Source organism: Klebsiella terrigena, assembly GCF_006539725.1.
GTDB lineage: Bacteria > Pseudomonadota > Gammaproteobacteria > Enterobacterales > Enterobacteriaceae > Klebsiella > Klebsiella terrigena.
Map to the genome: position 1 here is coordinate 234,771 of NZ_BJNO01000005.1, position 23,749 is coordinate 258,519.

The window sequence follows — 23,749 nt, forward strand, 5'->3', positions numbered from 1 at the left end:
ACCATAAGAAAAATATATCGCCCGTCATAAAAAAGCCGGCGGGCGCCGGCTTTTCGTTATTCGTTGTGCGAGATTATCGCCGGGATGGTGTCATCCTTGCGTAACGTCAGAATTTCGCAGCCGTTATCCGTCACCACAATAGTATGCTCGTACTGGGCAGACAAGCTCCGGTCTTTCGTTTTCACCGTCCAGCCGTCTTTCATGCTGCGGATCTCTTTCTTACCGGCGTTGACCATCGGCTCGATGGTAAAGGTCATCCCCGGCTTGAGCACCACGTTGGTCTCCGGTGAGTCGTAGTGCAGCACCTGCGGCTCTTCATGGAAGCCGCGGCCAATGCCGTGCCCGCAGTATTCACGCACCACGGAAAAACCTTCCGCTTCGACAAATTTCTGAATGGCCGCGCCGATGGCCCGCAGGTTAATGCCGGGTTTGACCATCTTCAGGGCCAGATAGAGGCTCTCCTGAGTGACGCGGCACAGACGCTCGCCGAGGATCGTCGGTTTGCCGACGATAAACATTTTGGAGGTGTCGCCGTGGAACTCATCCTTAATGACCGTGACGTCAACGTTGACGATATCGCCATCTTTCAGCCGTTTTTCATCATCCGGGATACCGTGGCACACCACTTCGTTAATCGAGATACACACCGATTTAGGGAAGCCGTGGTAGCCGAGGCAGGCGGAGATCGCTTTCTGCTCGTTGACGATGTAATCGTTACAGATGCGGTCCAGCTCGCCGGTGCTGACGCCCGGTTTTACATAGGGTTCAATCATTTCGAGCACTTCGGCGGCCAGGCGGCCCGCGACGCGCATTTTTTCGATGTCTTCAGATGTCTTGATAGAAATAGCCATGGATTGTGTCCAGCTGTGTCGATTTTTTCGACAATAATAGAGTAAGTCCCGTCAATGTTAACAGTCCGGGTGACCTGGTGCCAAATTGAGAATCATTAACAGCACTCAGCGTCAACAAGAGTTGGTGTCCAATCCTATTTTGTGGTATAAAGCGCGCCGGACTTCCGTTCCATTTCGTACTACACAGGATGGACTGAAGCGACAAATCTCACTTTGTGTATATAACACACACGTATCGACACATATTCCGGGGTGCCCTTTGGGGTCGGTAATATGGGATACGTGGAGGCATAACCCCAACTTTATCTATAGAGGTTTTAAACATGGCAACTGTTTCCATGCGCGACATGCTCAAGGCTGGTGTTCACTTTGGTCACCAGACCCGTTACTGGAACCCGAAAATGAAGCCTTTCATCTTCGGCGCGCGTAACAAAGTTCACATCATCAACCTTGAGAAAACTGTACCGATGTTCAACGAAGCTCTGGCTGAACTGAACAAGATCTCTGCTCGTAAAGGCAAGATCCTGATCGTTGGTACTAAGCGCGCTGCAAGCGAAGCGGTAAAAGACGCTGCTAACAGCTGCGATCAGTTCTTCGTGAACCATCGCTGGTTGGGCGGTATGCTGACTAACTGGAAAACCGTTCGTCAGTCCATCAAACGTCTGAAAGACCTGGAAACTCAGTCCCAGGACGGTACTTTCGAGAAGCTGACCAAGAAAGAAGCGCTGATGCGTACTCGTGAACTGGCCAAGCTGGAAAACAGCCTGGGCGGTATCAAAGACATGGGCGGCCTGCCGGACGCACTGTTTGTTATCGATGCAGACCACGAACACATCGCTATCAAAGAAGCAAACAACCTGGGTATCCCGGTATTTGCTATCGTTGATACTAACTCCGATCCGGACGGCGTAGATTTCGTTATCCCGGGTAACGACGATGCAATCCGCGCTGTTAGCCTGTACCTGGGTGCAGTAGCTGCAACCGTGCGTGAAGGTCGTTCTCAGGATCTGGCTTCTCAAGCGGAAGAAAGCTTCGTAGAAGCTGAATAATAAGGTCTAGCCCTTATTTAGTACCGTGTATAAATAGGGGCCTATATTTGGCCCCTTTTTCACTTTTAAACCTGTTTGGTTCCTGGAACCGGGCAGGTCATATCTCTCCCGAGGATTAAAGAATGGCTGAAATTACCGCATCCCTGGTAAAAGAGCTGCGCGAACGTACCGGCGCAGGCATGATGGATTGCAAAAAAGCACTGACTGAAGCTAACGGCGACATCGAGCTGGCAATCGAAAACATGCGTAAATCCGGCGCGATCAAAGCGGCGAAAAAAGCAGGTAACGTTGCTGCTGACGGCGTGATCATCACCAAGATCGACGGTACCTACGGCATCATTCTGGAAGTTAACTGCCAGACTGACTTCGTAGCAAAAGATGGCGGTTTCCAGGCATTTGCTAACAAAGTTCTGGACGCAGCCGTTGCCGGTAAAATCACCGACGTTGACGTACTGAAAGCTCAGTTCGAAGAAGAGCGCGTTGCGCTGGTTGCTAAAATCGGTGAAAACATCAACATCCGTCGCGTTGCTTCCCTGGAAGGCGAAGTGCTGGGTTCATACCAGCACGGCGCGCGCATCGGTGTTCTGGTTGCCGCTAAAGGCGCAGACCAGGAGCTGGTTAAACAGCTGGCTATGCACATCGCTGCAAGCAAGCCAGAATTCGTTAAGCCGGAAGACGTTTCCGCTGAAGTGGTAGAGAAAGAGTACCAGGTTCAGCTGGACATCGCGATGCAGTCCGGTAAGCCGAAAGAAATCGCAGAGAAAATGGTTGAAGGCCGCATGAAGAAATTCACCGGCGAAGTTTCTCTGACCGGCCAGCCTTTCGTTATGGACCCAAGCAAATCTGTTGCTCAGCTGCTGAAAGAGCACAACGCAGACGTGACTGGCTTCATCCGCTTTGAAGTGGGCGAAGGCATCGAAAAAGTTGAGACTGACTTTGCAGCAGAAGTTGCTGCGATGTCCAAGCAGTCTTAATTTTTTAAAAGGAGCCGCCTGAGGGCGGCTTCTTTTTGTGCCCATTTTGTAAATTCAGCCAACCCTTATAGTGGCTGCGCTGAAAAGCGACATACAATGTCGCCAGAATTAACTCATCTCACTCGTTGACAGTCTCAGGAAAGAAACATGGCTACCAATGCAAAACCCGTCTACAAACGTATTCTGCTTAAGTTAAGTGGCGAAGCTCTGCAGGGTTCGGAAGGCTTCGGTATTGATGCAAGCATACTTGACCGTATGGCTCAGGAAATCAAAGAACTGGTTGAACTGGGTATTCAGGTTGGCGTAGTGATTGGTGGCGGTAACCTGTTCCGTGGTGCTGGTCTGGCGAAAGCGGGAATGAACCGCGTTGTGGGCGACCACATGGGCATGCTGGCAACGGTCATGAACGGCCTTGCAATGCGTGACTCCCTCCATCGCGCCTATGTGAACGCTCGCTTGATGTCAGCGATTCCGCTGAACGGCGTTTGTGATAACTACAGCTGGGCAGAGGCGATCAGCCTGCTGCGTAATAACCGCGTCGTTATTCTGGCTGCGGGTACCGGTAACCCGTTCTTCACGACCGACTCCGCAGCCTGCCTGCGCGGTATTGAAATTGAAGCTGACGTGGTGCTGAAAGCGACCAAAGTCGACGGCGTGTTTACCGCTGACCCGGCTAAAGACCCATCTGCCACCATGTACGATCAGCTGAGCTACAGCGAAGTGCTTGATAAAGAGCTGAAAGTAATGGATCTGGCCGCCTTTACCCTGGCGCGTGACCATAAATTGCCGATTCGCGTATTCAACATGAACAAACCCGGCGCGCTGCGCCGCGTGGTGATGGGCGAAAAAGAAGGTACGTTAATTACGGAATAATTTCCGTAATACGCTTCATCGTTCAGACTGTCTCTGCGTTGGCCGCCTTTGCTCACCTCAGCCGCTGACTTTAGTAAGCTGCTGGGGGAGTTTGCTCCGCCGTCGCCACGATACAACGTGAATGATTTTGTGTAGAAATGAAGGTAAGATTCCGCTCTACCTTAGTAGCGGCTTTTTACTCAGACGCGCCCAGGGCGTCGTCATGAATTAAACGGGACTATACTTAGCTCACCTGATAGCAGCTGTGCGGCGTTTAGTCTGCCTGAGACAAGTTTCCAAGGATTAGTAACGTGATTAACGACATCAGAAAAGATGCTGAAGTGCGCATGGAAAAATGCGTTGAAGCGTTCAAAAACCAAATCAGCAAAATACGCACCGGTCGTGCTTCCCCCAGCCTGCTGGACGGCATCGTCGTGCAGTATTACGGCACGCCTACGCCGCTGCGTCAGCTGGCAAGCGTAACGGTAGAAGACTCCCGTACTCTGAAAATCAACGTGTTCGACCGCTCCCTGAGCCCGGCCGTTGAAAAAGCGATCATGGCTTCTGACCTCGGTCTGAACCCAAGCTCTGCGGGCAGCGATATCCGCGTTCCGCTGCCTCCGCTGACCGAAGAGCGTCGTAAAGATCTGACTAAGATCGTACGCGCAGAAGCCGAGCAGGCTCGCGTGTCGGTACGTAACGTTCGTCGCGACGCTAACGATAAAGTAAAAGCGCTGCTGAAAGACAAAGAGATCAGCGAAGATGACGATCGCCGTTCTCAGGACGACGTGCAGAAAATGACTGACGCCGCCATTAAGAAAGTGGATGCGGCGCTGGCAGATAAAGAAGCGGAACTGATGCAGTTCTGATTTCCTGCCGTTATGCCCGTCCTCATTGCCGTTTGATGAACGGGACGGGCGTACAGTCTGAAACGCCGTACAGAAGACCGAACGCTCAGCTCCAGGGATTGCGTTGAAAAGGTCGGCCCTGTAGCCTTTGACACTCTTGTTGAAGGCGATACACCGCCTGCCCGCCTCCTGATTGCTGATGCGCGAGGGCTTGCTGGCGGCGTTTTTCTTTTTATCCTGTCTTACTTCTTCTGGACGCCTCATGAAGCACTTAACCGTTCTCGGTTCGACCGGTTCAATTGGCTGCAGCACGCTGGATGTCGTGCGCCATAACCCCGATCGCTTTTCCGTCGCCGCGCTGGTCGCGGGGAAAAATGTCGACCGTATGGTTGAACAATGTCTGGAATTCACCCCCCGCTACGCGGTCATGGATGATGCGAAAAGCGCTGAATCTCTGCGTATCGCGCTGCGCGAACGCGGCAGCCGTACCGAAGTCCTGAGCGGCCAGCACGCCGCTGCGGAAGTCGCCGCGCTGGATGACGTTGACCAGGTCATGGCAGCGATTGTCGGCGCCGCAGGGCTGGTTCCTACGCTCGCGGCCATTCGGGCCGGCAAAACGGTGCTGCTGGCCAACAAAGAGGCGCTGGTGACCTGCGGTCGTCTGTTTATGGACGCCGTGCAGCAGTCCGGCGCGCGCCTGTTGCCCGTCGATAGCGAACATAACGCTATTTTTCAGAGTATGCCGGAAACAATTCAACACAATCTGGGATACGCTGACTTAACGCAGAACGGCGTCTCGTCGATTCTGCTGACCGGTTCCGGTGGTCCTTTCCGGGATACAGCGCTCTCTGAGCTGGCGGCAATGACGCCGGATCAGGCCTGTCGCCACCCGAACTGGTCAATGGGACGCAAAATTTCTGTCGATTCCGCCACGATGATGAATAAGGGGCTGGAGTATATCGAAGCCCGCTGGCTGTTTAACGCCTCGGCGCAACAGATGGAAGTGCTGATTCACCCGCAGTCCGTTATCCATTCAATGGTGCGCTATCGCGATGGCAGCGTTCTCGCACAGCTCGGTGAGCCGGATATGCGTACGCCGATCGCCCACACTATGGGATGGCCGCAGCGCCTGAACTCCGGGGCTGAAGCGCTGGATTTCTGCCGTCTGAGCAATCTGAGCTTTGCCGCGCCGGATTACGGACGCTATCCGTGCCTGAAGCTGGCGATGGAGGCATTTGATGTCGGTCAGGCGGCGACGACGGCGCTGAATGCTGCCAATGAAATTTCGGTAGCCGCGTTCCTCGCTACGGAGATTCTCTTCACCGATATTGCGGCGGTTAACCTGGCGGTGCTGGAGCAGCTGGCGTTGGATGAGCCGCAAAGCATTGAAGAAGTTCTGATTATCGATGCTCAGGCGAGAGCCGCTGCTCACCGGCAGCTGAAACATCTGGCGGCGCGGGGCTGACCGACGCAATACGTTGTGATATTTGTGGGCGCTGGGCTTCAGTGATATAGTCTGCGCCACCCGATCGTTGTCTAAGATTGCGGTGGCCGTGGCATGACACGGCTTTTTTGCGTAAAGCTCTTGGTTGTTCTCTGCGATTAGCCGCAGCCTCGGCACTGGATAAAAATGCGTATATAGCGCTGACCGGTTGCTTGCGTTTAGCGGCGTGGCTAATCCTTATTATGGACTTAAAACGCGTTATGTTGTCTGCTAATCAAACTGTCAGCGAAATATCACCTGTACATGGCTGCCGTCATGTCGCCATCATTATGGATGGCAACGGACGTTGGGCGAAACAGCAAGGGAAAATTCGCGCATTCGGCCATAAGGCCGGAGCGAAGTCAGTCCGTCGCGCAGTTTCCTTCGCGGCGAACAATGGTATTGAAGCGTTGACGTTATACGCATTCAGCAGTGAGAACTGGAACCGTCCGGCGCAGGAAGTCAGCGCGCTGATGGAGCTGTTCGTCTGGGCGCTGGATAGCGAAGTCAAAAGCCTGCACCGGCATAACGTTCGCCTGCGTATCATCGGCGAAACCACGCGTTTTAATGCTCGCCTGCAGGAGCGGATCCGCAAAGCGGAAGCGCTCACTGAGAATAACACGGGCTTAACGCTGAATATTGCGGCGAACTACGGTGGGCGCTGGGATATCATTCAGGGCGTCCGCAATCTGGCCGAACAGGTAAAAAACGGGTTACTTCAGCCCGAACAGATCACGGAAGACATGCTGAGTCAGCAGGTCTGTATGCATGAACTGGCACCTGTAGATTTAGTTATTAGGACCGGGGGAGAGCATCGAATCAGTAATTTTTTGATTTGGCAAATTGCCTATGCCGAACTTTACTTTACCGATGTTCTTTGGCCCGATTTTGCTGAACAGGACTTTGAAGGTGCACTCCATGCCTTTGTTAATCGAGAGCGTCGTTTCGGCGGCACTGAGCCGGGTGGCAGCAATGCCTGATGGGGGTCACTTTTGCTGAAGTATCGCCTGATATCGGCTTTTGTTTTGATCCCCGTGGTGATTGCGGCGCTTTTCCTGTTGCCGCCTGCGGGTTTCGCCATCGTCACGCTGGTCGTTTGTATGCTCGCCGCGTGGGAGTGGGGGCAGCTAAGCGGCTTCACCTCAACGACCCAACGCGTCTGGCTGGCGCTGCTCTGCGGCCTGCTGCTGGCGCTGATGCTTTTCCTGATGCCTGAGTATCACTATGACGTCCATCAACCGGTGGTTGAGGGGTCGCTATGGGCATCGCTGGGCTGGTGGATTGCGGCCCTGCTGCTGGTCCTTTCCTACCCGGCTTCCGCTGCCTTCTGGCGGAACTCTAAAACGCTGCGCCTGGTTTTTGGCATTCTGACCATTGTTCCGTTCTTCTGGGGGATGCTGACGCTGCGCGCCTGGCACTACGCGGATAACCACTACAGCGGCGCGCTGTGGCTACTGTACGTGATGATTCTGGTTTGGGGCGCGGACTCCGGCGCCTATATGTTTGGCAAAATGTTCGGTAAGCACAAGCTGGCGCCGAAGGTTTCACCGGGCAAAACCTGGCAGGGCTTTTTTGGCGGGCTGGTTACCGCAGCGGTTATTTCCTGGGCGTACGGCCAGTGGGCGAATCTCGATGTTACGCCGGCGGTACTGCTCATTTGCTCGATCGTTGCGGCGCTGGCTTCGGTGCTCGGCGACCTGACGGAAAGTATGTTTAAGCGAGAGGCCGGCATCAAGGATAGCGGGCATCTGATTCCCGGACACGGCGGAATTCTGGATCGTATCGATAGCCTGACGGCGGCGGTACCGGTATTCGCGTGTCTGCTATTGTTGGTCTTCAGGACGATTTGACGGAAGGTTTTATGCTAAGCGTTCTCTGGAATTTGGCCGCCTTTATCATTGCGCTGGGCGTATTGATCACCGTGCATGAGTTTGGCCATTTCTGGGTGGCTCGTCGCTGTGGCGTTCGCGTTGAACGCTTCTCCATCGGCTTTGGCAAAGCGCTATGGCGGCGCTCTGACAAGCAGGGGACGGAGTTCGTTATCGCCCTTATCCCACTCGGCGGTTACGTCAAGATGCTCGACGAGCGCGTCGAGCCGGTGGCGCCAGAGATGCGCCACTACGCTTTCAATAATAAAACCGTTGGTCAGCGCGCAGCGATAATCGCCGCCGGACCGATCGCGAACTTCATTTTTGCCATCTTTGCCTACTGGCTGGTGTTTATCATCGGCGTCCCTGGCGTTCGTCCGGTTGTTGGCGAAATAGTGCCCGATTCGATTGCCGCACACGCACAAATTGCAAAAGGAACGGAACTTAAAGCGATAGATGGCATCGAAACGCCTGATTGGGATGCTGTGCGTATGGCGCTGGTAACGAAGATCGGAGACCAGCAAACAATAGTTTCGGTCGCCCCTTTCGGGACCAGCCAGCGCCAGGATAAAATCCTCGATTTACGCCATTGGGCGTTCGAGCCGGACAAACAGGATCCGGTGACATCGCTGGGCATTCAGCCCCGGAGCGCGCAGGTTGATACGGCTCTGGCAGAAGTACAATCGAATTCGGCAGCGCAGAAGGCGGGTTTGCAAGCGGGCGACAGGATCGTTAAAGTCGATGGTCAACCGTTAACGCAGTGGATGACGTTTGTTAATCTGGTGCGTGATAATCCCGGTAAAGCGCTGGTTCTGGACATCGAACGGCAGGGGAGTCCTCTGTCAGTGACGCTGACACCAGATTCGAAGTCCGGTAGTAAAGGTCAGGCTGAGGGATTTGCAGGGGTTGTGCCTAAGGTCATCCCGCTGCCCGATGAATATAAGACAGTTCGTCAGTACGGGCCGTTTGCCGCCATCGCTGAAGCCACGGATAAAACCTGGCAACTGATGTCGTTAACGGTCAGGATGCTGGGTAAATTGATAACCGGTGATGTCAAACTGAACAACCTCAGCGGGCCGATCTCTATCGCCCAGGGGGCTGGAATGTCAGCGGAGTTTGGGTTGATTTACTATCTGATGTTCCTTGCGCTGATAAGCGTGAACCTCGGAATAATCAACCTGTTCCCGCTTCCCGTCCTGGACGGGGGGCACCTGCTGTTTTTAGCGATTGAAAAGCTAAAAGGCGGGCCGGTATCCGAGCGAGTTCAAGACTTTAGTTATCGCATTGGCTCAATACTGCTGGTGTTGTTAATGGGGCTTGCACTTTTCAATGATTTCTCTCGGTTGTAAGAGAGTTTGTTAGGAAGAACGCATAATAACGATGGCGATGAAAAAGTTGCTCATAGCGTCGCTGCTGTTTAGCAGCGCAACCGTATACGGTGCTGAAGGGTTCGTGGTGAAGGACATTCATTTCGAAGGCTTGCAGCGTGTCGCTGTTGGTGCGGCCCTCCTCAGTATGCCAGTGCGTCCTGGCGATACGGTGACCGATGATGATATCAGTAACACCATTCGTGCTCTGTTTGCCACTGGCAACTTTGAGGACGTTCGCGTCCTGCGCGATGGTGATACCCTGCTGGTGCAGGTGAAAGAGCGCCCAACGATTGCCAGCATCACTTTCTCCGGTAACAAGTCGGTGAAGGATGACATGCTCAAGCAAAACCTTGAGGCATCCGGCGTGCGCGTTGGAGAGTCCCTTGACCGTACTACGCTCGCTGATATCGAAAAAGGGCTGGAAGATTTCTACTATAGCGTCGGTAAGTACAGCGCCAGCGTAAAAGCTGTCGTCACGCCGCTGCCGCGTAACCGCGTCGACCTGAAGCTGGTGTTCCAGGAAGGCGTCTCGGCGAAAATCCAGCAAATCAATATCGTCGGTAACCATGCATTCAGCACGGACGAACTGATCTCTACCTTCCAGCTGCGCGATGAAGTGCCGTGGTGGAACGTGGTTGGCGATCGCAAATACCAGAAGCAGAAACTGGCGGGGGATCTCGAAACTCTGCGCAGCTACTACCTGGATCGTGGCTACGCACGTTTCAACATCGACTCCACCCAGGTGAGCCTGACGCCGGATAAAAAAGGCATCTACATCACCGTGAACATAACCGAAGGCGATCAGTACAAGCTTTCGGGTGTGCAGGTGACGGGCGATCTGGCGGGGCATTCGGCGGAAATTGAAGCGCTGACCAAAGTCGAGCCGGGCGAGCTGTATAACGGCGCCAAAGTGACCAAAATGGAGAATGATATTAAGAAACTCCTCGGTCGCTACGGCTACGCCTATCCGCGCGTGCAGTCGCAGCCGGAAATCAACGACGCCGACAAGACCGTGAAGCTGCACGTCAACGTCGATGCGGGGAACCGCTACTACGTGCGTAAAATTCGCTTTGAAGGCAACGACACCTCGAAAGATTCCGTTCTGCGTCGCGAAATGCGCCAGATGGAAGGGGCGTGGCTGGGCAGCGACCTGGTTGACCAGGGTAAAGACCGTCTGAACCGTTTAGGCTATTTCGAAACCGTTGATACCGATACGCAGCGCGTGCCGGGCAGTCCGGATCAGGTCGACGTGGTCTATAAGGTCAAGGAGCGTAACACCGGTAGCTTCAACTTTGGTATCGGCTACGGTACTGAAAGCGGCGTAAGCTTCCAGGCGGGCGTTCAGCAGGACAACTGGTTGGGTACCGGCTATTCCGTTGGAATTAACGGCACCAAAAACGATTACCAGACCTATACTGAACTGTCGGTGACTAACCCGTACTTCACCGTTGATGGCGTTAGCCTCGGTGGTCGTGTGTTCTATAACGACTTCGATGCGAACGATGCGGACCTGTCCGACTATACCAACAAGAGCTACGGTACGGACGTTACGCTGGGCTTCCCGGTTAACGAATACAATACGCTGCGTGCGGGCGTGGGTTATGTCCATAACTCCCTGTCTAACATGCAGCCTCAGGTGTCGATGTGGCGCTACCTGAACTCAATGGGTCAATATCCGAGCAACACGGACGATAAAAACTCATTCAGCGCCAACGACTTCACCTTCAACTACGGCTGGACGTATAACAAGCTGGACCGCGGCTTCTTCCCGACGGAAGGTTCACGCGTTAACCTGAATGGTAAAGTGACCATTCCGGGTTCAGACAACGAATACTACAAAGCCACGCTGGATACCGCGACCTACGTGCCGATCGATAACGATCACAAATGGGTTGTGCTGGGACGTACCCGCTTCGGTTACGGTGACGGCCTTGGCGGCAAAGAGATGCCGTTCTACGAGAACTTCTACGCCGGTGGTTCAAGCACCGTGCGCGGGTTCCAGTCGAACACCATTGGTCCGAAAGCGGTTTATTTCCCGGCCAATAGTCGTCACGATGGCGATGACAACTATGACAGCAACTGTAAGAGCACCGAATCTGCACCTTGTAAGTCTGATGATGCGGTCGGCGGTAACGCCATGGCAGTTGCCAGCCTGGAGCTGATTGCTCCGACGCCGTTTATCAGCGATAAGTATGCTAACTCGGTCCGTACTTCCTTCTTCTGGGATATGGGTACCGTGTGGGATACGCACTGGGATTCGAGCGCGTACGGTGGCTATCCGGATTATGGCGATCCGAGCAACATCCGTATGTCCGCAGGTATTGCGGTACAGTGGATGTCGCCGTTGGGGCCGTTGGTATTCTCCTACGCCCAACCGTTTAAAAAGTACGAGGGAGACAAAGCCGAGCAGTTCCAGTTTAACATTGGTAAAACCTGGTAACTGTGGGCAACAAAGGAATGTAAGTGCAGTATCGCGCTGACTTTAGGCGATAACTTCGGTTGTCGCCTGGCCACGCAAATAACGGTACCCCTGGGTACTCATGGGATGGTAAGGAGTTAATTGTGAAAAAGTGGTTATTAGCTGCAGGTCTGGGTTTAGCAATGGTAACTTCCGCACAGGCGGCAGATAAAATTGCAATGGTAAACATGAACAGCCTGTTCCAACAGGTTGCCCAGAAAACAGGCGTTTCTAATACGCTGGAAAACGAGTTCAAAGGCCGTGCGAGCGAGCTGCAGCGTATGGAAGGTGACCTGCAGTCTAAAATGCAGCGTCTGCAGTCCATGAAGCCTGGCGCCGATCGTACCAAGCTGGAAAAAGACGTAATGGCTCAGCGCCAGACTTTCTCTCAGAAGGCACAGTCTTTTGAGCAGGATCGTTCACGTCGTTCTAACGAAGAACGTGGCAAGCTGGTTACCCGTATCCAGACCGCTGTGAAAAGCGTCGCGAACAGCCAGAGCATCGATCTGGTTGTAGATTCTAATGCCGTTGCATACAACAGCAGCGATGTAAAAGACATCACCGCTGATGTGCTGAAACATGTTAACTAAGTAATGCCTTCAATTCGACTGGCTGATCTTGCGCAGCAGTTGGATGCAGAATTACACGGTGATGGCGATATCGTCATCACCGGCGTTGCATCCATGCAGGCCGCAAAAGCGGGCCATATTACGTTCATGGTAAATCCTAAATACCGTGATCGCCTGGCCGATTGCCAGGCTTCTGCCGTTGTTATGACGCAGGATGATTTACCTTTTGCCCACGGCGCCGCGCTGGTAGTGCGTAATCCCTACCTGACCTACGCGCGCATGGCTCAAATACTTGATACCACGCCGCAGCCGGCGCAGAATGTCGCGCCCAGCGCGGTCATCGATGCCACGGCGAAGCTGGGTAAGAACGTAGCGATCGGTCCTAATGCCGTTATCGAATCCGACGTAGAGCTCGGCGATAACGTGGTTATCGGCGCCGGATGCTTCGTTGGTAAAAAGACAAAAATTGGCGCCGGCTCGCGTTTATGGGCCAACGTCACCGTTTATCACGAGATTGAGATCGGCGAAAATTGCCTGATCCAGTCCGGCACCGTGATCGGTGCAGACGGTTTCGGTTACGCCAACGATCGCGGTAACTGGGTGAAGATCCCGCAGCTGGGTCGCGTCATTATTGGCGATCGCGTGGAGATCGGCGCCTGTACCACCATCGACCGCGGTGCGCTGGATGACACCTCGATCGGTAATGGCGTCATTATCGACAACCAGTGCCAGATTGCGCACAACGTCGTGATTGGCGACAATACCGCCGTTGCTGGCGGCGTTATCATGGCAGGCAGCCTGAAAATCGGCCGCTACTGCATGATTGGCGGTGCCAGCGTGATCAACGGCCATATGGAAATCTGTGACAAAGTGACCGTCACGGGGATGGGGATGGTTATGCGTCCTATCACCGAACCTGGCGTTTACTCTTCGGGTATCCCGCTACAACCGAATAAGGTTTGGCGTAAAACAGCCGCGCTGGTGATGAATATTGATGATATGAGCAAGCGACTCAAAGCAGTTGAGCGCAAGGTTAATCAACAAGATTAGCGCACCCAGCCAAACGCGAATCATGCCACGTAGCCGATAAAGCGGCTGCCTGGAAGGTGAAGCGTGAAAATTTTCGGCCTGTTGCATTCATAAGATTGCCGCAGGCCGTGTTATTATTGCCTTTTAGTATATTTGGACAGGAAGAGTATTTTGACTACTGACACTCATACTCTGCACATTGAAGAGATTCTGGAACTTCTGCCTCACCGTTACCCGTTCCTGCTGGTAGACCGCGTGCTGGATTTTGAAGAAGGTCGTTTTCTGCGCGCAGTAAAAAATGTTTCTGTTAACGAGCCGTTTTTCCAGGGGCATTTCCCTGGTAAACCGATTTTACCAGGCGTACTGATTCTGGAAGCGATGGCGCAGGCCACCGGCATCCTGGCATTCAAAAGCGTGGGTAAGCTCGAGCCGGGCGAACTGTACTATTTTGCCGGGATTGATGAAGCGCGTTTCAAACGTCCGGTAGTACCAGGCGATCAGATGATTATGGAAGTCACTTTTGAGAAAACCCGCCGCGGCCTGACGCGTTTTAAAGGCGTCGCGACGGTTGACGGGAAAGTGGTTTGCGAAGCAACGATGATGTGTGCGCGTAGCCGGGAGGCCTGATACGTGATTGATAAAACCGCCTTTATTCATCCTTCAGCCATTGTAGAAGAAGGCGCCGTTATCGGTGCTAACGCTCACATTGGTCCGTTTTGTATTGTTGGTGCTAACGTCGTGATTGGCGAAGGTACCGTACTGAAGTCTCATGTTGTCGTTAACGGTCATACCACGATTGGCCGCGATAATGAGATCTATCAGTTCGCTTCCATCGGCGAAGTTAACCAGGATCTGAAATATGCTGGCGAACCGACGCGTGTGGAAATTGGCGATCGCAACCGCATCCGCGAAAGCGTCACCATTCATCGCGGTACAGTACAGGGCGGTGGATTAACGAAGGTGGGCAGCGATAACCTGCTGATGATCAACGCCCACGTGGCGCATGATTGTACGGTTGGCGATCGCTGCATTCTGGCCAATAACGCGACCCTTGCCGGGCACGTCTCGCTGGATGATTACGTTATCATCGGCGGCATGACCGCGGTGCATCAGTTCTGCATCATCGGTGCCCACGTGATGGTTGGCGGCTGCTCCGGCGTTGCGCAGGACGTTCCGCCGTTCGTTATTGCCCAGGGCAACCACGCGACGCCGTTTGGCGTCAACATCGAAGGCCTGAAACGCCGCGGCTTCAGCCGTGAAGCGATCACCGCAATTCGTAACGCGTATAAGCTGCTGTACCGCAGCGGCAAAACGCTGGACGAAGCCAAGCCGGAAATCGCCGAACTGGCGGCTCAGCATGCTGAAGTTCAGCCATTTTACGACTTCTTTGCCCGCTCTACCCGCGGCCTGATTCGTTAATGGCTGCACAGCGTCCCCTGACTATTGCCCTGGTCGCCGGAGAAACCTCCGGCGATATTCTTGGTGCTGGTCTGATCCGCGCGCTCAAGGCACGCATTCCCGATGCGCGCTTTGTCGGCGTGGCGGGGCCGCTAATGCAGGCCGAGGGCTGCGAAGCCTGGTATGAAATGGAAGAGCTGGCGGTGATGGGCATTGTTGAAGTGCTCGGTCGCTTACGCCGCCTGCTGCACATCCGCGCCGATCTCACCCGTCGCTTCAGCGAGCTGCGTCCCGACGTTTTTGTTGGCATTGACGCGCCGGACTTCAATATCACCCTCGAAGGCAACCTGAAAAAGCAGGGCATCAGGACTATCCATTACGTCAGCCCGTCGGTTTGGGCATGGCGACAAAAACGCGTTTTCAAAATTGGCAGATCGACCGATCTGGTGCTGGCATTTCTGCCTTTCGAAAAAGCGTTTTACGACACATTTAACGTTCCCTGCCGCTTCATCGGCCACACCATGGCGGATGCGATGCCGCTGGATCCGGATAAAGGCGCCGCGCGCGACCGCCTGGGCATCGCCCGGGACGCGCACTGCCTGGCGCTGCTGCCGGGGAGCCGCGGGGCAGAAGTTGAAATGCTCAGCGCGGACTTCCTCAAAACCGCGCAGATTTTGCGTGACAGCTATCCCGATCTGCAGGTGCTGGTCCCGCTGGTGAACGCCAAAAGGCGCGAACAGTTTGAACGTATCAAAGCCGAAACGGCGCCGGATCTCCCGGTTCACCTGCTGGATGGTCAGGCGCGTGATGCGATGATCGCCAGCGATGCCGCGCTGCTCGCCTCCGGGACGGCGGCGCTGGAGTGCATGCTGGCCAAATGTCCGATGGTCGTTGGCTACCGCATGAAGCCGTTTACCTTCTGGCTGGCGAAGCGGCTGGTGAAAACCGATTACGTTTCGCTACCTAACCTGCTGGCCGGGCGCGAGCTGGTTAAAGAGCTGCTGCAGGATGAGTGTCAGCCGCAGCTGCTCGCCGATGCGCTGCGGCCGCTGCTGGCCGACGGTAAAACCAGCCATGAAATGCACGACACCTTCCGCGCGCTGCATCAACAAATTCGCTGCAATGCTGATGAGCAGGCGGCGGACGCGGTACTGGAGTTAGTAAAATGATTGAGTTTGTCTATCCGCATACCCATCTTGTTGCCGGCGTTGATGAAGTTGGACGCGGGCCGCTGGTGGGGGCGGTCGTCACCGCAGCGGTGATCCTCGATCCGGCAAAGCCGATTATTGGCCTGAATGACTCCAAAAAATTAAGCGAAAAGCGTCGCCTGGCGCTGTTCGATGAGATCAAAGAGAAGGCCCTGTCATGGAGCCTTGGCCGCGCGGAGCCGCACGAGATTGACGAGCTGAATATCCTGCACGCAACGATGCTGGCCATGCAGCGCGCCGTCGCCGGCTTACACATAGCGCCGGAGTTCGTGCTGATTGACGGTAACCGCTGTCCGCCGCTGCCGGCCCCGTCGCTGGCGGTTGTTAAAGGCGATAGCCGGGTGGCGGAAATCAGCGCGGCGTCTATTCTGGCTAAAGTCACGCGCGATGCGGAGATGGTGACGCTGGATCTGGAGTTTCCTCAATACGGCTTTGCGCAGCATAAAGGCTATCCCACCGCTTTCCATCTGGAAAAGCTGATAGAGCATGGCGCAACAGAGCATCATCGGCGCAGTTTCGGCCCGGTAAAACGCGCGCTGGGCCTCGCGTCCTGAATCAATACGCAATCAAGTAACGCGGAATCTGAAGATGGCTGAACCACGTTTCGTACACCTCAGGGTGCACAGCGACTATTCCATGATCGATGGGCTGGCGAAAACCGGGCCGCTGGTGAAAAAGGCGGCCGCGTTAGGCATGCCGGCGCTGGCGATCACCGATTTTACCAACCTGTGCGGGCTGGTGAAGTTCTACGGAGCGGGACACGGAGCCGGGATCAAGCCGATCGTCGGCGCGGATTTTCACGTCCAGTGCGATCTGCTGGGCGATGAGCTGACCGAAATTACCGTCCTGGCGGCCGATAACGCCGGCTACCAAAACCTCACTCTGCTGATTTCACGCGCCTATCAGCGCGGTTACGGCGCCCTCGGGCCGTGGATCGACAGAGACTGGCTGGTTGAGCATCAGGAAGGGCTGATTCTGCTCTCCGGCGCGCGCAAAGGCGACGTCGGCGTGTGCATGACGCGCGGCAACGCGGCGCTGGTTGAACAGTGCGTCGACTTCTACGAAGAGCACTTCCCCAATCGCTACTATCTGGAGCTGATCCGCACCGGTCGGGCGGACGAAGAGACCTATCTGCACGCCGCCGTCCAGCTGGCGGAGGAGCGCGGGCTGCCGGTGGTGGCGACGAACGACGTGCGCTTCCTCGAGACCGGCGACTTCGACGCGCATGAAATCCGCGTGGCGATCCATGACGGCTTCACCCTCGACGATCCGAAGCGCCCGCGTAACTATTCGCCGCAGCAGTATATGCGCAGCGAAGATGAGATGTGCGAACTGTTCTCCGATCTCCCCGAGGCGCTGGAAAATAGCGTAGAAATTGCCAAACGCTGTAACGTCACCGTGCGCCTTGGCGAATATTTCCTGCCGCAGTTCCCGACCGGCGAGATGACGACTGAAGATTTCCTGGTATTGAAATCGAAAGAGGGTCTGGAAGAGCGCCTGGAATTCTTGTTCCCCGACGAAGCCGAGCGTAAAGAGAAGCGCCCGGAATATGATGAACGTCTGGAGATCGAGCTGCAGGTTATCAACCAGATGGGCTTCCCTGGCTACTTCCTGATCGTGATGGAATTTATCCAGTGGTCGAAGGATAACGGCGTGCCCGTTGGTCCTGGACGAGGCTCCGGCGCCGGCTCGCTGGTGGCCTACGCGCTGAAAATTACCGATCTCGATCCGCTGGAGTTCGATCTGCTGTTCGAACGCTTCCTGAACCCGGAGCGCGTGTCGATGCCCGACTTTGACGTCGACTTCTGTATGGAGAAGCGCGATCAGGTTATCGAGCACGTTGCGGACATGTACGGCCGCGATGCGGTATCGCAGATTATTACCTTCGGTACGATGGCGGCAAAAGCGGTTATCCGCGACGTTGGCCGCGTGCTGGGCCATCCGTATGGCTTCGTCGATCGCATCTCAAAACTGGTGCCGCCGGATCCGGGGATGACCCTGGCGAAAGCCTTTGAAGCCGAACCGCAGCTGCCAGAAATCTACGAAGCTGACGAAGAGGTCAAGGCGCTGATCGATATGGCGCGCAAGCTGGAAGGCGTCACACGTAACGCCGGTAAGCACGCGGGCGGGGTGGTTATCGCCCCGACCAAAATCACCGATTTTGCCCCGCTGTACTGCGATGAGGCCGGGCTGCATCCGGTCACCCAGTTTGATAAGAACGACGTGGAATATGCGGGGCTGGTCAAGTTTGACTTCCTCGGCCTGCGTACGCTGACGATCATCAACTGGGCGCTGGAGATGATCAACAAGCGGCGGGCCAAGAACGGCGAAGAGCCGCTGGATATCGCCGCCATTCCGCTGGAAGATAAGAAAAGTTTTGATATGCTGCAGCGCTCGGAAACCACCGCGGTTTTCCAGCTTGAATCGCGCGGCATGAAAGACCTGATCAAACGTCTGCAGCCGGACTGCTTCGAAGATATGATCGCCCTCGTGGCGCTGTTCCGTCCCGGTCCGCTGCAATCAGGGATGGTGGATAACTTTATCGACCGTAAGCACGGCCGGGAGGAGATCTCCTATCCGGACGTGCAGTGGCAGCATGAGTGTCTGAAGCCGGTGCTGGAGCCGACCTACGGCATTATCCTGTATCAGGAACAGGTCATGCAGATCGCGCAGGAGCTTTCCGGCTATACGCTCGGCGGCGCGGATATGCTGCGTCGTGCGATGGGTAAGAAAAAGCCGGAGGAGATGGCCAAGCAGCGCGGCACCTTCGAGGAAGGGGCAAAGAAAAACGGCGTTGATGGCGAGCTGGCGATAAAAATCTTCGACCTGGTGGAGAAATTCGCCGGTTACGGATTTAACAAATCGCACTCCGCGGCCTATGCGCTGGTCTCCTACCAGACGCTGTGGCTGAAGGCACACTACCCGGCAGAGTTTATGGCCGCGGTCATGACGGCGGATATGGACAACACCGAGAAGGTAGTTGGGCTGGTGGATGAGTGCTGGCGGATGGGGCTGAAAATCCTGCCGCCTGACATTAACTCCGGCCTGTACCATTTCCACGTTAATGACGAGGGTGAAATCGTCTACGGCATTGGGGCAATTAAAGGCGTCGGCGAAGGTCCAATCGAAGCGATTATCGAAGCGCGTAACGAAGGCGGCTATTTCCGCGAGCTCTTCGACCTTTGCGCCCGTACCGATACCAAAAAGCTCAACCGCCGGGTGCTGGAAAAACTGATTATGTCCGGGGCGTTTGACCGCCTCGGGCCGCATCGCGCAGCGCTGATGAATTCGCTTGGCGACGCCCTGAAGGCCGCCGATCAGCACGCAAAAGCCGAGGCCATTGGCCAGGCCGACATGTTCGGCGTGCTGGCGGAAGAGCCGGAACAAATCGAGCAATCCTACGCGAACTGCCAGCCGTGGCCGGAGCAGGTGGTGCTCGATGGCGAAAGGGAGACACTGGGGCTGTATCTGACCGGTCACCCGATCAACCAGTATTTGAAAGAGATCGAGCGCTACGTAGGCGGCGTCAGGCTCAAAGACATGCATCCGACCGATCGTGGTAAAGTTACCACGGCGGCGGGGCTCGTTATTGCTGCGCGGGTAATGGTCACCAAGCGCGGCAATCGTATCGGCATCTGTACTCTGGATGACCGTTCCGGGCGTCTGGAGGTGATGTTATTCACCGACGCTCTGGATAAATATCAGCAATTGCTGGAAAAAGACCGCATACTTATCGTCAGCGGACAGGTCAGCTTTGATGACTTCAGCGGGGGGCTTAAAATGACCGCCCGTGAAGTGATGGACATTGACGAAGCCCGGGAAAAATATGCTCGCGGGCTTGCTATCTCGCTGACGGACAGGCAAATTGATGACCAGCTTTTAAACCGACTCCGTCAGTCTCTGGAACCCCACCGTTCGGGAACTATTCCAGTGCACCTCTATTATCAGAGGGCGGATGCGCGCGCGCGGCTGCGTTTCGGCGCAACATGGCGCGTCTCTCCGAGCGATCGTTTACTCAACGATCTGCGTGGCCTTATCGGCTCGGAGCAGGTGGAACTGGAGTTTGACTAATACAGGAATACTATGAGTCTGAATTTCCTTGATTTTGAACAGCCGATTGCAGAGCTGGAAGCGAAAATCGATTCCCTGACTGCAGTAAGCCGTCAGGATGAGAAACTCGATATTAACATCGATGAAGAAGTGCATCGTCTGCGTGAAAAAAGCGTAGAGCTGACGCGTAAAATCTTCGCCGATCTCGGCGCATGGCAGGTTGCTCAGCTGGCACGCCATCCACGTCGCCCATACACCCTGGATTATGTCCGCCTGGCGTTCGACGAGTTTGACGAACTGGCCGGCGACCGTGCCTACGCTGATGATAAAGCTATCGTCGGCGGTATTGCGCGTCTGGACGGGCGTCCGGTGATGATTATCGGCCACCAGAAAGGGCGCGAGACGAAAGAAAAAATTCGTCGCAACTTTGGCATGCCGGCACCGGAAGGCTACCGTAAGGCGCTGCGTCTGATGGAGATGGCCGAGCGCTTTAAAATGCCGATCATCACCTTTATCGACACCCCAGGTGCCTACCCGGGCGTTGGCGCGGAAGAGCGCGGCCAGTCGGAAGCGATTGCCCGTAACCTGCGTGAAATGTCGCGCCTGAGCGTACCGGTCATCTGCACCGTTATCGGCGAAGGCGGCTCCGGCGGCGCGCTGGCGATTGGCGTCGGTGACAAAGTGAATATGCTGCAGTACAGCACCTATTCCGTTATTTCACCGGAAGGCTGCGCGTCCATTCTGTGGAAAAGCGCGGACAAAGCCCCGCTGGCTGCTGAAGCCATGGGGATCGTGGCCCCGCGTCTGAAAGAGCTGAAGCTTATCGACTCCATTATTCCGGAGCCGCTGGGCGGCGCGCATCGCAATCCGGAAGCTATCGCTGCAAGCCTGAAAGCGCAGCTGCTGGCCGATCTGGCGGACCTCGATATCCTGAGCGAAGAAGAGCTGTTAAACCGTCGCTATCAGCGTCTGATGAACTACGGCTACGCCTGATTCTTCCTTGCGTTATGCCGTAAAAAGGGCCGGATTTTCCGGCCCTTTTTTTATGTGCGATACCCAGGCGCGGTTGCTATGATGCCTGCCTTAGGTCAATTCCAGGAGGAATGCGTGAACATCATTGCCATCATGGGTCCCCACGGCGTCTATCATAAAGACGAACCGATTAAAGAACTGGAAGCCGCCCTGCAACAGCAAGGCTTTCAGACCATCTGGCCGCAAAATAGCGCCGACCTGCTGCAGTTTATCGAACATAATCCGCGGATCTGCGGCGTCATTTTTGACTGGGATGAGTATAACGTCGAGCTGTGCAGCGATATTAATCAGCTCAACGAATATCTGCCGCTGTACGCGTTTATCAACGCGCATTCGACGATGGATGTCAGCAGTCAGGATCTGCGTATGACGCTGTGGTTCTTCGAGTATGCTCTCGGCCTGGCGCAGGAGATTGCCACCCGCATCGGCCAGTACACCCGTGAGTATCTCGACAACATCACGCCGCCGTTTACCAAAGCGTTGTTCAACTACGTCCAGGAGGGTAAATATACCTTCTGCACGCCGGGACATATGGGCGGCAGCGCCTACCAGAAAAGCCCGGTAGGCTGCCTGTTTTATGATTTCTTTGGCGGCAATACGCTCAAGGCCGACGTCTCCATTTCCGTGACGGAGCTGGGATCGCTGCTCGATCACTCCGGGCCGCATCTGGAGGCGGAAGAGTATATCGCTCGCGCCTTCGGTGCAGAGCAGAGCTATATGGTGACTAACGGCACCTCAACGTCGAACAAAATTGTCGGCATGTACTCTGCCCCGGCGGGGAGCACGCTGCTTATCGATCGCAACTGCCACAAGTCGCTGGCGCATCTGCTGATGATGAGCGACGTCGTCCCGCTGTGGCTCAAGCCGACGCGCAACGCGCTGGGGATCCTCGGCGGCATCCCGAAGCGGGAGTTTACCCGCGACAGCATTCAGCACAAGGTGAGCACGACGGGCGGGGCGCAGTGGCCGGTACATGCGGTGATCACCAACTCCACCTACGACGGCCTGCTGTATAACACTACCTGGATAAAAGAGACGCTCGACGTCCCCTCTATCCACTTTGACTCCGCGTGGGTGCCCTATACCCATTTCCACCCGATTTATCAGGGGAAGAGCGGCATGAGCGGCGATCGCGTGCCGGGCAAAGTTATCTTTGAAACCCAGTCGACGCACAAAATGCTGGCGGCGCTGTCGCAGGCTTCGCTGATCCATATTAAAGGCAGCTATGACGAAGAGACCTTCAATGAAGCCTTTATGATGCATACCTCTACCTCGCCGAGCTATCCCATCGTCGCCTCGATTGAAACCGCCGCGGCAATGCTGCGCGGGAACTCGGGCAAGCGCCTGATCCAGCGCTCGATTGAGCGGGCGCTGGATTTCCGCAAAGAGGTACAGCGCCTGCGCGAAGAGGCGGACGGCTGGTTCTTTGATATCTGGCAGCCGGAAGATATTGCCGAGACCCGGTGCTGGCCGGTTGCTGCCGGTGAGCAGTGGCATGGTTTTCAGGATGCCGATGACGACCATATGTTCCTCGATCCGGTTAAGGTGACGATCCTGACGCCGGGGATGGATGAGCAGGGCAATATGGATGACGAAGGCATCCCGGCCGCGCTGGTGGCGAAGTTCCTCGATGAGCGCGGCGTGGTGGTGGAAAAAACCGGGCCCTATAACCTGCTGTTCCTTTTCAGCATCGGCATCGACAAAACCCGGGCGATGGGGCTGCTGCGCGGCCTGACGGAGTTTAAACGCGGCTACGATCTTAATCTGCGGGTGAAGAATATGCTGCCGGATCTCTACGCCGAAGACCCGGATTTCTACCGCAATATGCGCATTCAGGATCTGGCCCAGGGGATCCATCGTTTGATCCGTCAGCACCAGCTTTCGCAGCTGATGCTGAGCGCCTTCGACGTCCTGCCGGAAATGAAGATGACGCCGCACCAGGCCTGGCAGCGGCAAATCAAAGGCGAGGTGGAGACCATTGAGCTGGAAAATCTGGTCGGGCGTATATCCGCTAACATGATCCTGCCGTATCCGCCGGGCGTACCGCTGCTGATGCCCGGGGAGATGATTACCGAGGAGAGCCGCGCGGTGCTCGATTTCCTGCTGATGCTGTGCTCCATTGGCCGCCATTATCCGGGCTTTGAAACCGACATTCACGGGGCGAAGCGCGACGAGGATGGCGTCTATCGGGTACGGGTCTTAAAAAATGATTAGGTGCTTGCGCCGCGGCGGGCGGTGCGGGTAACCTGGCTGATATCAATACGAGGATGTTTACCATGCTGGGTCTAAAACGGGTTCACCATATTGCGATTATTGCGAGCAGCTATGCGCAGAGCAAAGCCTTCTACTGCGATATTCTCGGGTTTACGCTGCAGAGCGAGTTCTACCGCGAAGAGCGCGACTCGTGGAAGGGGGATCTGGCGCTGAACGGGGAGTACGTCATTGAGCTCTTCTCCTTTCCTTCTCCTCCGGCCCGCCCGTCGCGCCCTGAGGCCTGCGGTCTGCGTCACCTGGCCTTCAGCGTGGATGATATTGACGCATCGGTGGCCCACCTCGAGGCCCACGGCGTGAAGTGTGAAGCGATACGTATCGATCCCTTCACCGATAAGCGCTTTACCTTCTTTAACGACCCTGACGGCCTGCCGCTGGAAATTTATCAGCAGTAGTCCTTGCCAGAGATGGCCCCGGCCGGTAACGTGCCGGGCTATCT

At 55.5% G+C, this 23,749-nt stretch carries 20 protein-coding genes; 19 read left to right on the forward strand and 1 reads right to left on the reverse strand.

Going from position 1 to position 23,749, the window contains the following annotated elements:
- Nucleotides 1-56: 56 nt before the first annotated feature.
- Entirely contained in the window at nucleotides 57-851 is a 795-nt protein-coding gene (map, locus tag RTE01_RS09155) for a type I methionyl aminopeptidase (RefSeq protein ID WP_041144127.1), read from the reverse strand.
- A gap of 323 nt (nucleotides 852-1,174) precedes the next feature.
- Here map and rpsB point away from each other — a divergent pair, with 323 nt between their 5' ends.
- The 19 genes from rpsB to RTE01_RS09255 all read left to right on the forward strand — a co-directional run bounded on the left by rpsB (nucleotide 1,175) and on the right by RTE01_RS09255 (nucleotide 23,705).
- On the forward strand, nucleotides 1,175-1,900 hold the full coding sequence (gene rpsB / locus RTE01_RS09160; RefSeq protein ID WP_041144128.1) for a 30S ribosomal protein S2: 726 nt from the start codon (nucleotides 1,175-1,177) through the stop codon (nucleotides 1,898-1,900).
- A gap of 122 nt (nucleotides 1,901-2,022) precedes the next feature.
- Entirely contained in the window at nucleotides 2,023-2,874 is an 852-nt protein-coding gene (tsf, locus tag RTE01_RS09165; protein ID WP_041144129.1) for a translation elongation factor Ts, read from the forward strand.
- Between the two features lie 147 nt (nucleotides 2,875-3,021).
- Nucleotides 3,022-3,747 (forward strand): UMP kinase, encoded by a 726-nt coding sequence (pyrH, locus tag RTE01_RS09170; protein WP_041144130.1) that lies wholly within the window; start codon nucleotides 3,022-3,024, stop codon nucleotides 3,745-3,747.
- Nucleotides 3,748-4,037: 290 nt separating this feature from the next.
- Complete coding sequence (gene frr, locus RTE01_RS09175; RefSeq protein ID WP_041144131.1) at nucleotides 4,038-4,595, forward strand: ribosome recycling factor; 558 nt, start codon at nucleotides 4,038-4,040, stop codon at nucleotides 4,593-4,595.
- Between the two features lie 241 nt (nucleotides 4,596-4,836).
- On the forward strand, nucleotides 4,837-6,039 hold the full coding sequence (gene ispC / locus RTE01_RS09180; RefSeq protein WP_134525264.1) for a 1-deoxy-D-xylulose-5-phosphate reductoisomerase: 1,203 nt from the start codon (nucleotides 4,837-4,839) through the stop codon (nucleotides 6,037-6,039).
- 239 nt (nucleotides 6,040-6,278) lie between these two features.
- The gene (gene ispU, locus RTE01_RS09190) at nucleotides 6,279-7,037 is read left to right on the forward strand and encodes a (2E,6E)-farnesyl-diphosphate-specific ditrans,polycis-undecaprenyl-diphosphate synthase (RefSeq protein ID WP_041147522.1); all 759 of its coding nucleotides are present in this window, start codon (nucleotides 6,279-6,281) and stop codon (nucleotides 7,035-7,037) included.
- A 12-nt stretch (nucleotides 7,038-7,049) separates the two neighbouring features.
- Nucleotides 7,050-7,907, forward strand: a complete 858-nt coding sequence (cdsA, locus tag RTE01_RS09195) for a phosphatidate cytidylyltransferase (RefSeq protein WP_041144133.1) — start codon at nucleotides 7,050-7,052, stop codon at nucleotides 7,905-7,907.
- Nucleotides 7,908-7,918: 11 nt separating this feature from the next.
- On the forward strand, nucleotides 7,919-9,274 hold the full coding sequence (gene rseP / locus RTE01_RS09200) for a sigma E protease regulator RseP (protein ID WP_041144134.1): 1,356 nt from the start codon (nucleotides 7,919-7,921) through the stop codon (nucleotides 9,272-9,274).
- A 31-nt stretch (nucleotides 9,275-9,305) separates the two neighbouring features.
- Complete coding sequence (bamA, locus tag RTE01_RS09205) at nucleotides 9,306-11,735, forward strand: outer membrane protein assembly factor BamA (RefSeq protein WP_041144135.1); 2,430 nt, start codon at nucleotides 9,306-9,308, stop codon at nucleotides 11,733-11,735.
- 122 nt (nucleotides 11,736-11,857) lie between these two features.
- Entirely contained in the window at nucleotides 11,858-12,343 is a 486-nt protein-coding gene (gene skp / locus RTE01_RS09210) for a molecular chaperone Skp (RefSeq protein ID WP_134525266.1), read from the forward strand.
- Nucleotides 12,344-12,346: 3 nt separating this feature from the next.
- Nucleotides 12,347-13,372: a UDP-3-O-(3-hydroxymyristoyl)glucosamine N-acyltransferase gene (gene lpxD / locus RTE01_RS09215; RefSeq protein WP_041144137.1), complete on the forward strand. Its 1,026-nt coding sequence runs from the start codon at nucleotides 12,347-12,349 to the stop codon at nucleotides 13,370-13,372.
- Nucleotides 13,373-13,522: 150 nt separating this feature from the next.
- Nucleotides 13,523-13,978 carry a 3-hydroxyacyl-ACP dehydratase FabZ gene (gene fabZ, locus RTE01_RS09220; protein ID WP_004098761.1) on the forward strand — a complete coding sequence of 152 codons (456 nt, stop codon included), beginning with the start codon at nucleotides 13,523-13,525 and terminating at the stop codon, nucleotides 13,976-13,978.
- A gap of 3 nt (nucleotides 13,979-13,981) precedes the next feature.
- Nucleotides 13,982-14,770 carry an acyl-ACP--UDP-N-acetylglucosamine O-acyltransferase gene (gene lpxA, locus RTE01_RS09225; RefSeq protein WP_041144138.1) on the forward strand — a complete coding sequence of 263 codons (789 nt, stop codon included), beginning with the start codon at nucleotides 13,982-13,984 and terminating at the stop codon, nucleotides 14,768-14,770.
- Nucleotides 14,770-15,918, forward strand: coding sequence for a lipid-A-disaccharide synthase (gene lpxB / locus RTE01_RS09230; RefSeq protein ID WP_134525267.1), 1,149 nt, complete (start codon nucleotides 14,770-14,772; stop codon nucleotides 15,916-15,918). Before lpxA ends, lpxB begins: the two co-directional genes overlap by 1 nt.
- A complete protein-coding gene (gene rnhB / locus RTE01_RS09235) occupies nucleotides 15,915-16,511 on the forward strand; it encodes a ribonuclease HII (RefSeq protein ID WP_041144140.1) in 597 nt (198 codons plus the stop codon). Before lpxB ends, rnhB begins: the two co-directional genes overlap by 4 nt.
- A gap of 34 nt (nucleotides 16,512-16,545) precedes the next feature.
- Nucleotides 16,546-20,028, forward strand: a complete 3,483-nt coding sequence (dnaE, locus tag RTE01_RS09240; RefSeq protein WP_041144141.1) for a DNA polymerase III subunit alpha — start codon at nucleotides 16,546-16,548, stop codon at nucleotides 20,026-20,028.
- Nucleotides 20,029-20,040: 12 nt separating this feature from the next.
- Nucleotides 20,041-21,000: an acetyl-CoA carboxylase carboxyl transferase subunit alpha gene (accA, locus tag RTE01_RS09245; protein WP_041144142.1), complete on the forward strand. Its 960-nt coding sequence runs from the start codon at nucleotides 20,041-20,043 to the stop codon at nucleotides 20,998-21,000.
- 114 nt (nucleotides 21,001-21,114) lie between these two features.
- Nucleotides 21,115-23,253 (forward strand): lysine decarboxylase LdcC, encoded by a 2,139-nt coding sequence (locus RTE01_RS09250; RefSeq protein ID WP_041144143.1) that lies wholly within the window; start codon nucleotides 21,115-21,117, stop codon nucleotides 23,251-23,253.
- A gap of 62 nt (nucleotides 23,254-23,315) precedes the next feature.
- Complete coding sequence (locus tag RTE01_RS09255; protein WP_041144144.1) at nucleotides 23,316-23,705, forward strand: VOC family protein; 390 nt, start codon at nucleotides 23,316-23,318, stop codon at nucleotides 23,703-23,705.
- Nucleotides 23,706-23,749: the final 44 nt, after the last annotated feature.

What these genes read in the sequence shown, in the direction of transcription:
- map (WP_041144127.1), bottom strand. Translation starts at nt 851, where the DNA reads ATGGCTATTTCTATCAAGACATCTGAAGACATCGAAAAAATGCGCGTC.
- rpsB (WP_041144128.1), top strand. Translation starts at nt 1,175, where the DNA reads ATGGCAACTGTTTCCATGCGCGACATGCTCAAGGCTGGTGTTCACTTT.
- tsf (WP_041144129.1), top strand. Translation starts at nt 2,023, where the DNA reads ATGGCTGAAATTACCGCATCCCTGGTAAAAGAGCTGCGCGAACGTACC.
- pyrH (WP_041144130.1), top strand. Translation starts at nt 3,022, where the DNA reads ATGGCTACCAATGCAAAACCCGTCTACAAACGTATTCTGCTTAAGTTA.
- ispC (WP_134525264.1), top strand. Translation starts at nt 4,837, where the DNA reads ATGAAGCACTTAACCGTTCTCGGTTCGACCGGTTCAATTGGCTGCAGC.
- ispU (WP_041147522.1), top strand. Translation starts at nt 6,279, where the DNA reads ATGTTGTCTGCTAATCAAACTGTCAGCGAAATATCACCTGTACATGGC.
- rseP (WP_041144134.1), top strand. Translation starts at nt 7,919, where the DNA reads ATGCTAAGCGTTCTCTGGAATTTGGCCGCCTTTATCATTGCGCTGGGC.
- bamA (WP_041144135.1), top strand. Translation starts at nt 9,306, where the DNA reads ATGGCGATGAAAAAGTTGCTCATAGCGTCGCTGCTGTTTAGCAGCGCA.
- lpxD (WP_041144137.1), top strand. Translation starts at nt 12,347, where the DNA reads ATGCCTTCAATTCGACTGGCTGATCTTGCGCAGCAGTTGGATGCAGAA.
- lpxB (WP_134525267.1), top strand. Translation starts at nt 14,770, where the DNA reads ATGGCTGCACAGCGTCCCCTGACTATTGCCCTGGTCGCCGGAGAAACC.
- rnhB (WP_041144140.1), top strand. Translation starts at nt 15,915, where the DNA reads ATGATTGAGTTTGTCTATCCGCATACCCATCTTGTTGCCGGCGTTGAT.
- dnaE (WP_041144141.1), top strand. Translation starts at nt 16,546, where the DNA reads ATGGCTGAACCACGTTTCGTACACCTCAGGGTGCACAGCGACTATTCC.
- accA (WP_041144142.1), top strand. Translation starts at nt 20,041, where the DNA reads ATGAGTCTGAATTTCCTTGATTTTGAACAGCCGATTGCAGAGCTGGAA.
- RTE01_RS09255 (WP_041144144.1), top strand. Translation starts at nt 23,316, where the DNA reads ATGCTGGGTCTAAAACGGGTTCACCATATTGCGATTATTGCGAGCAGC.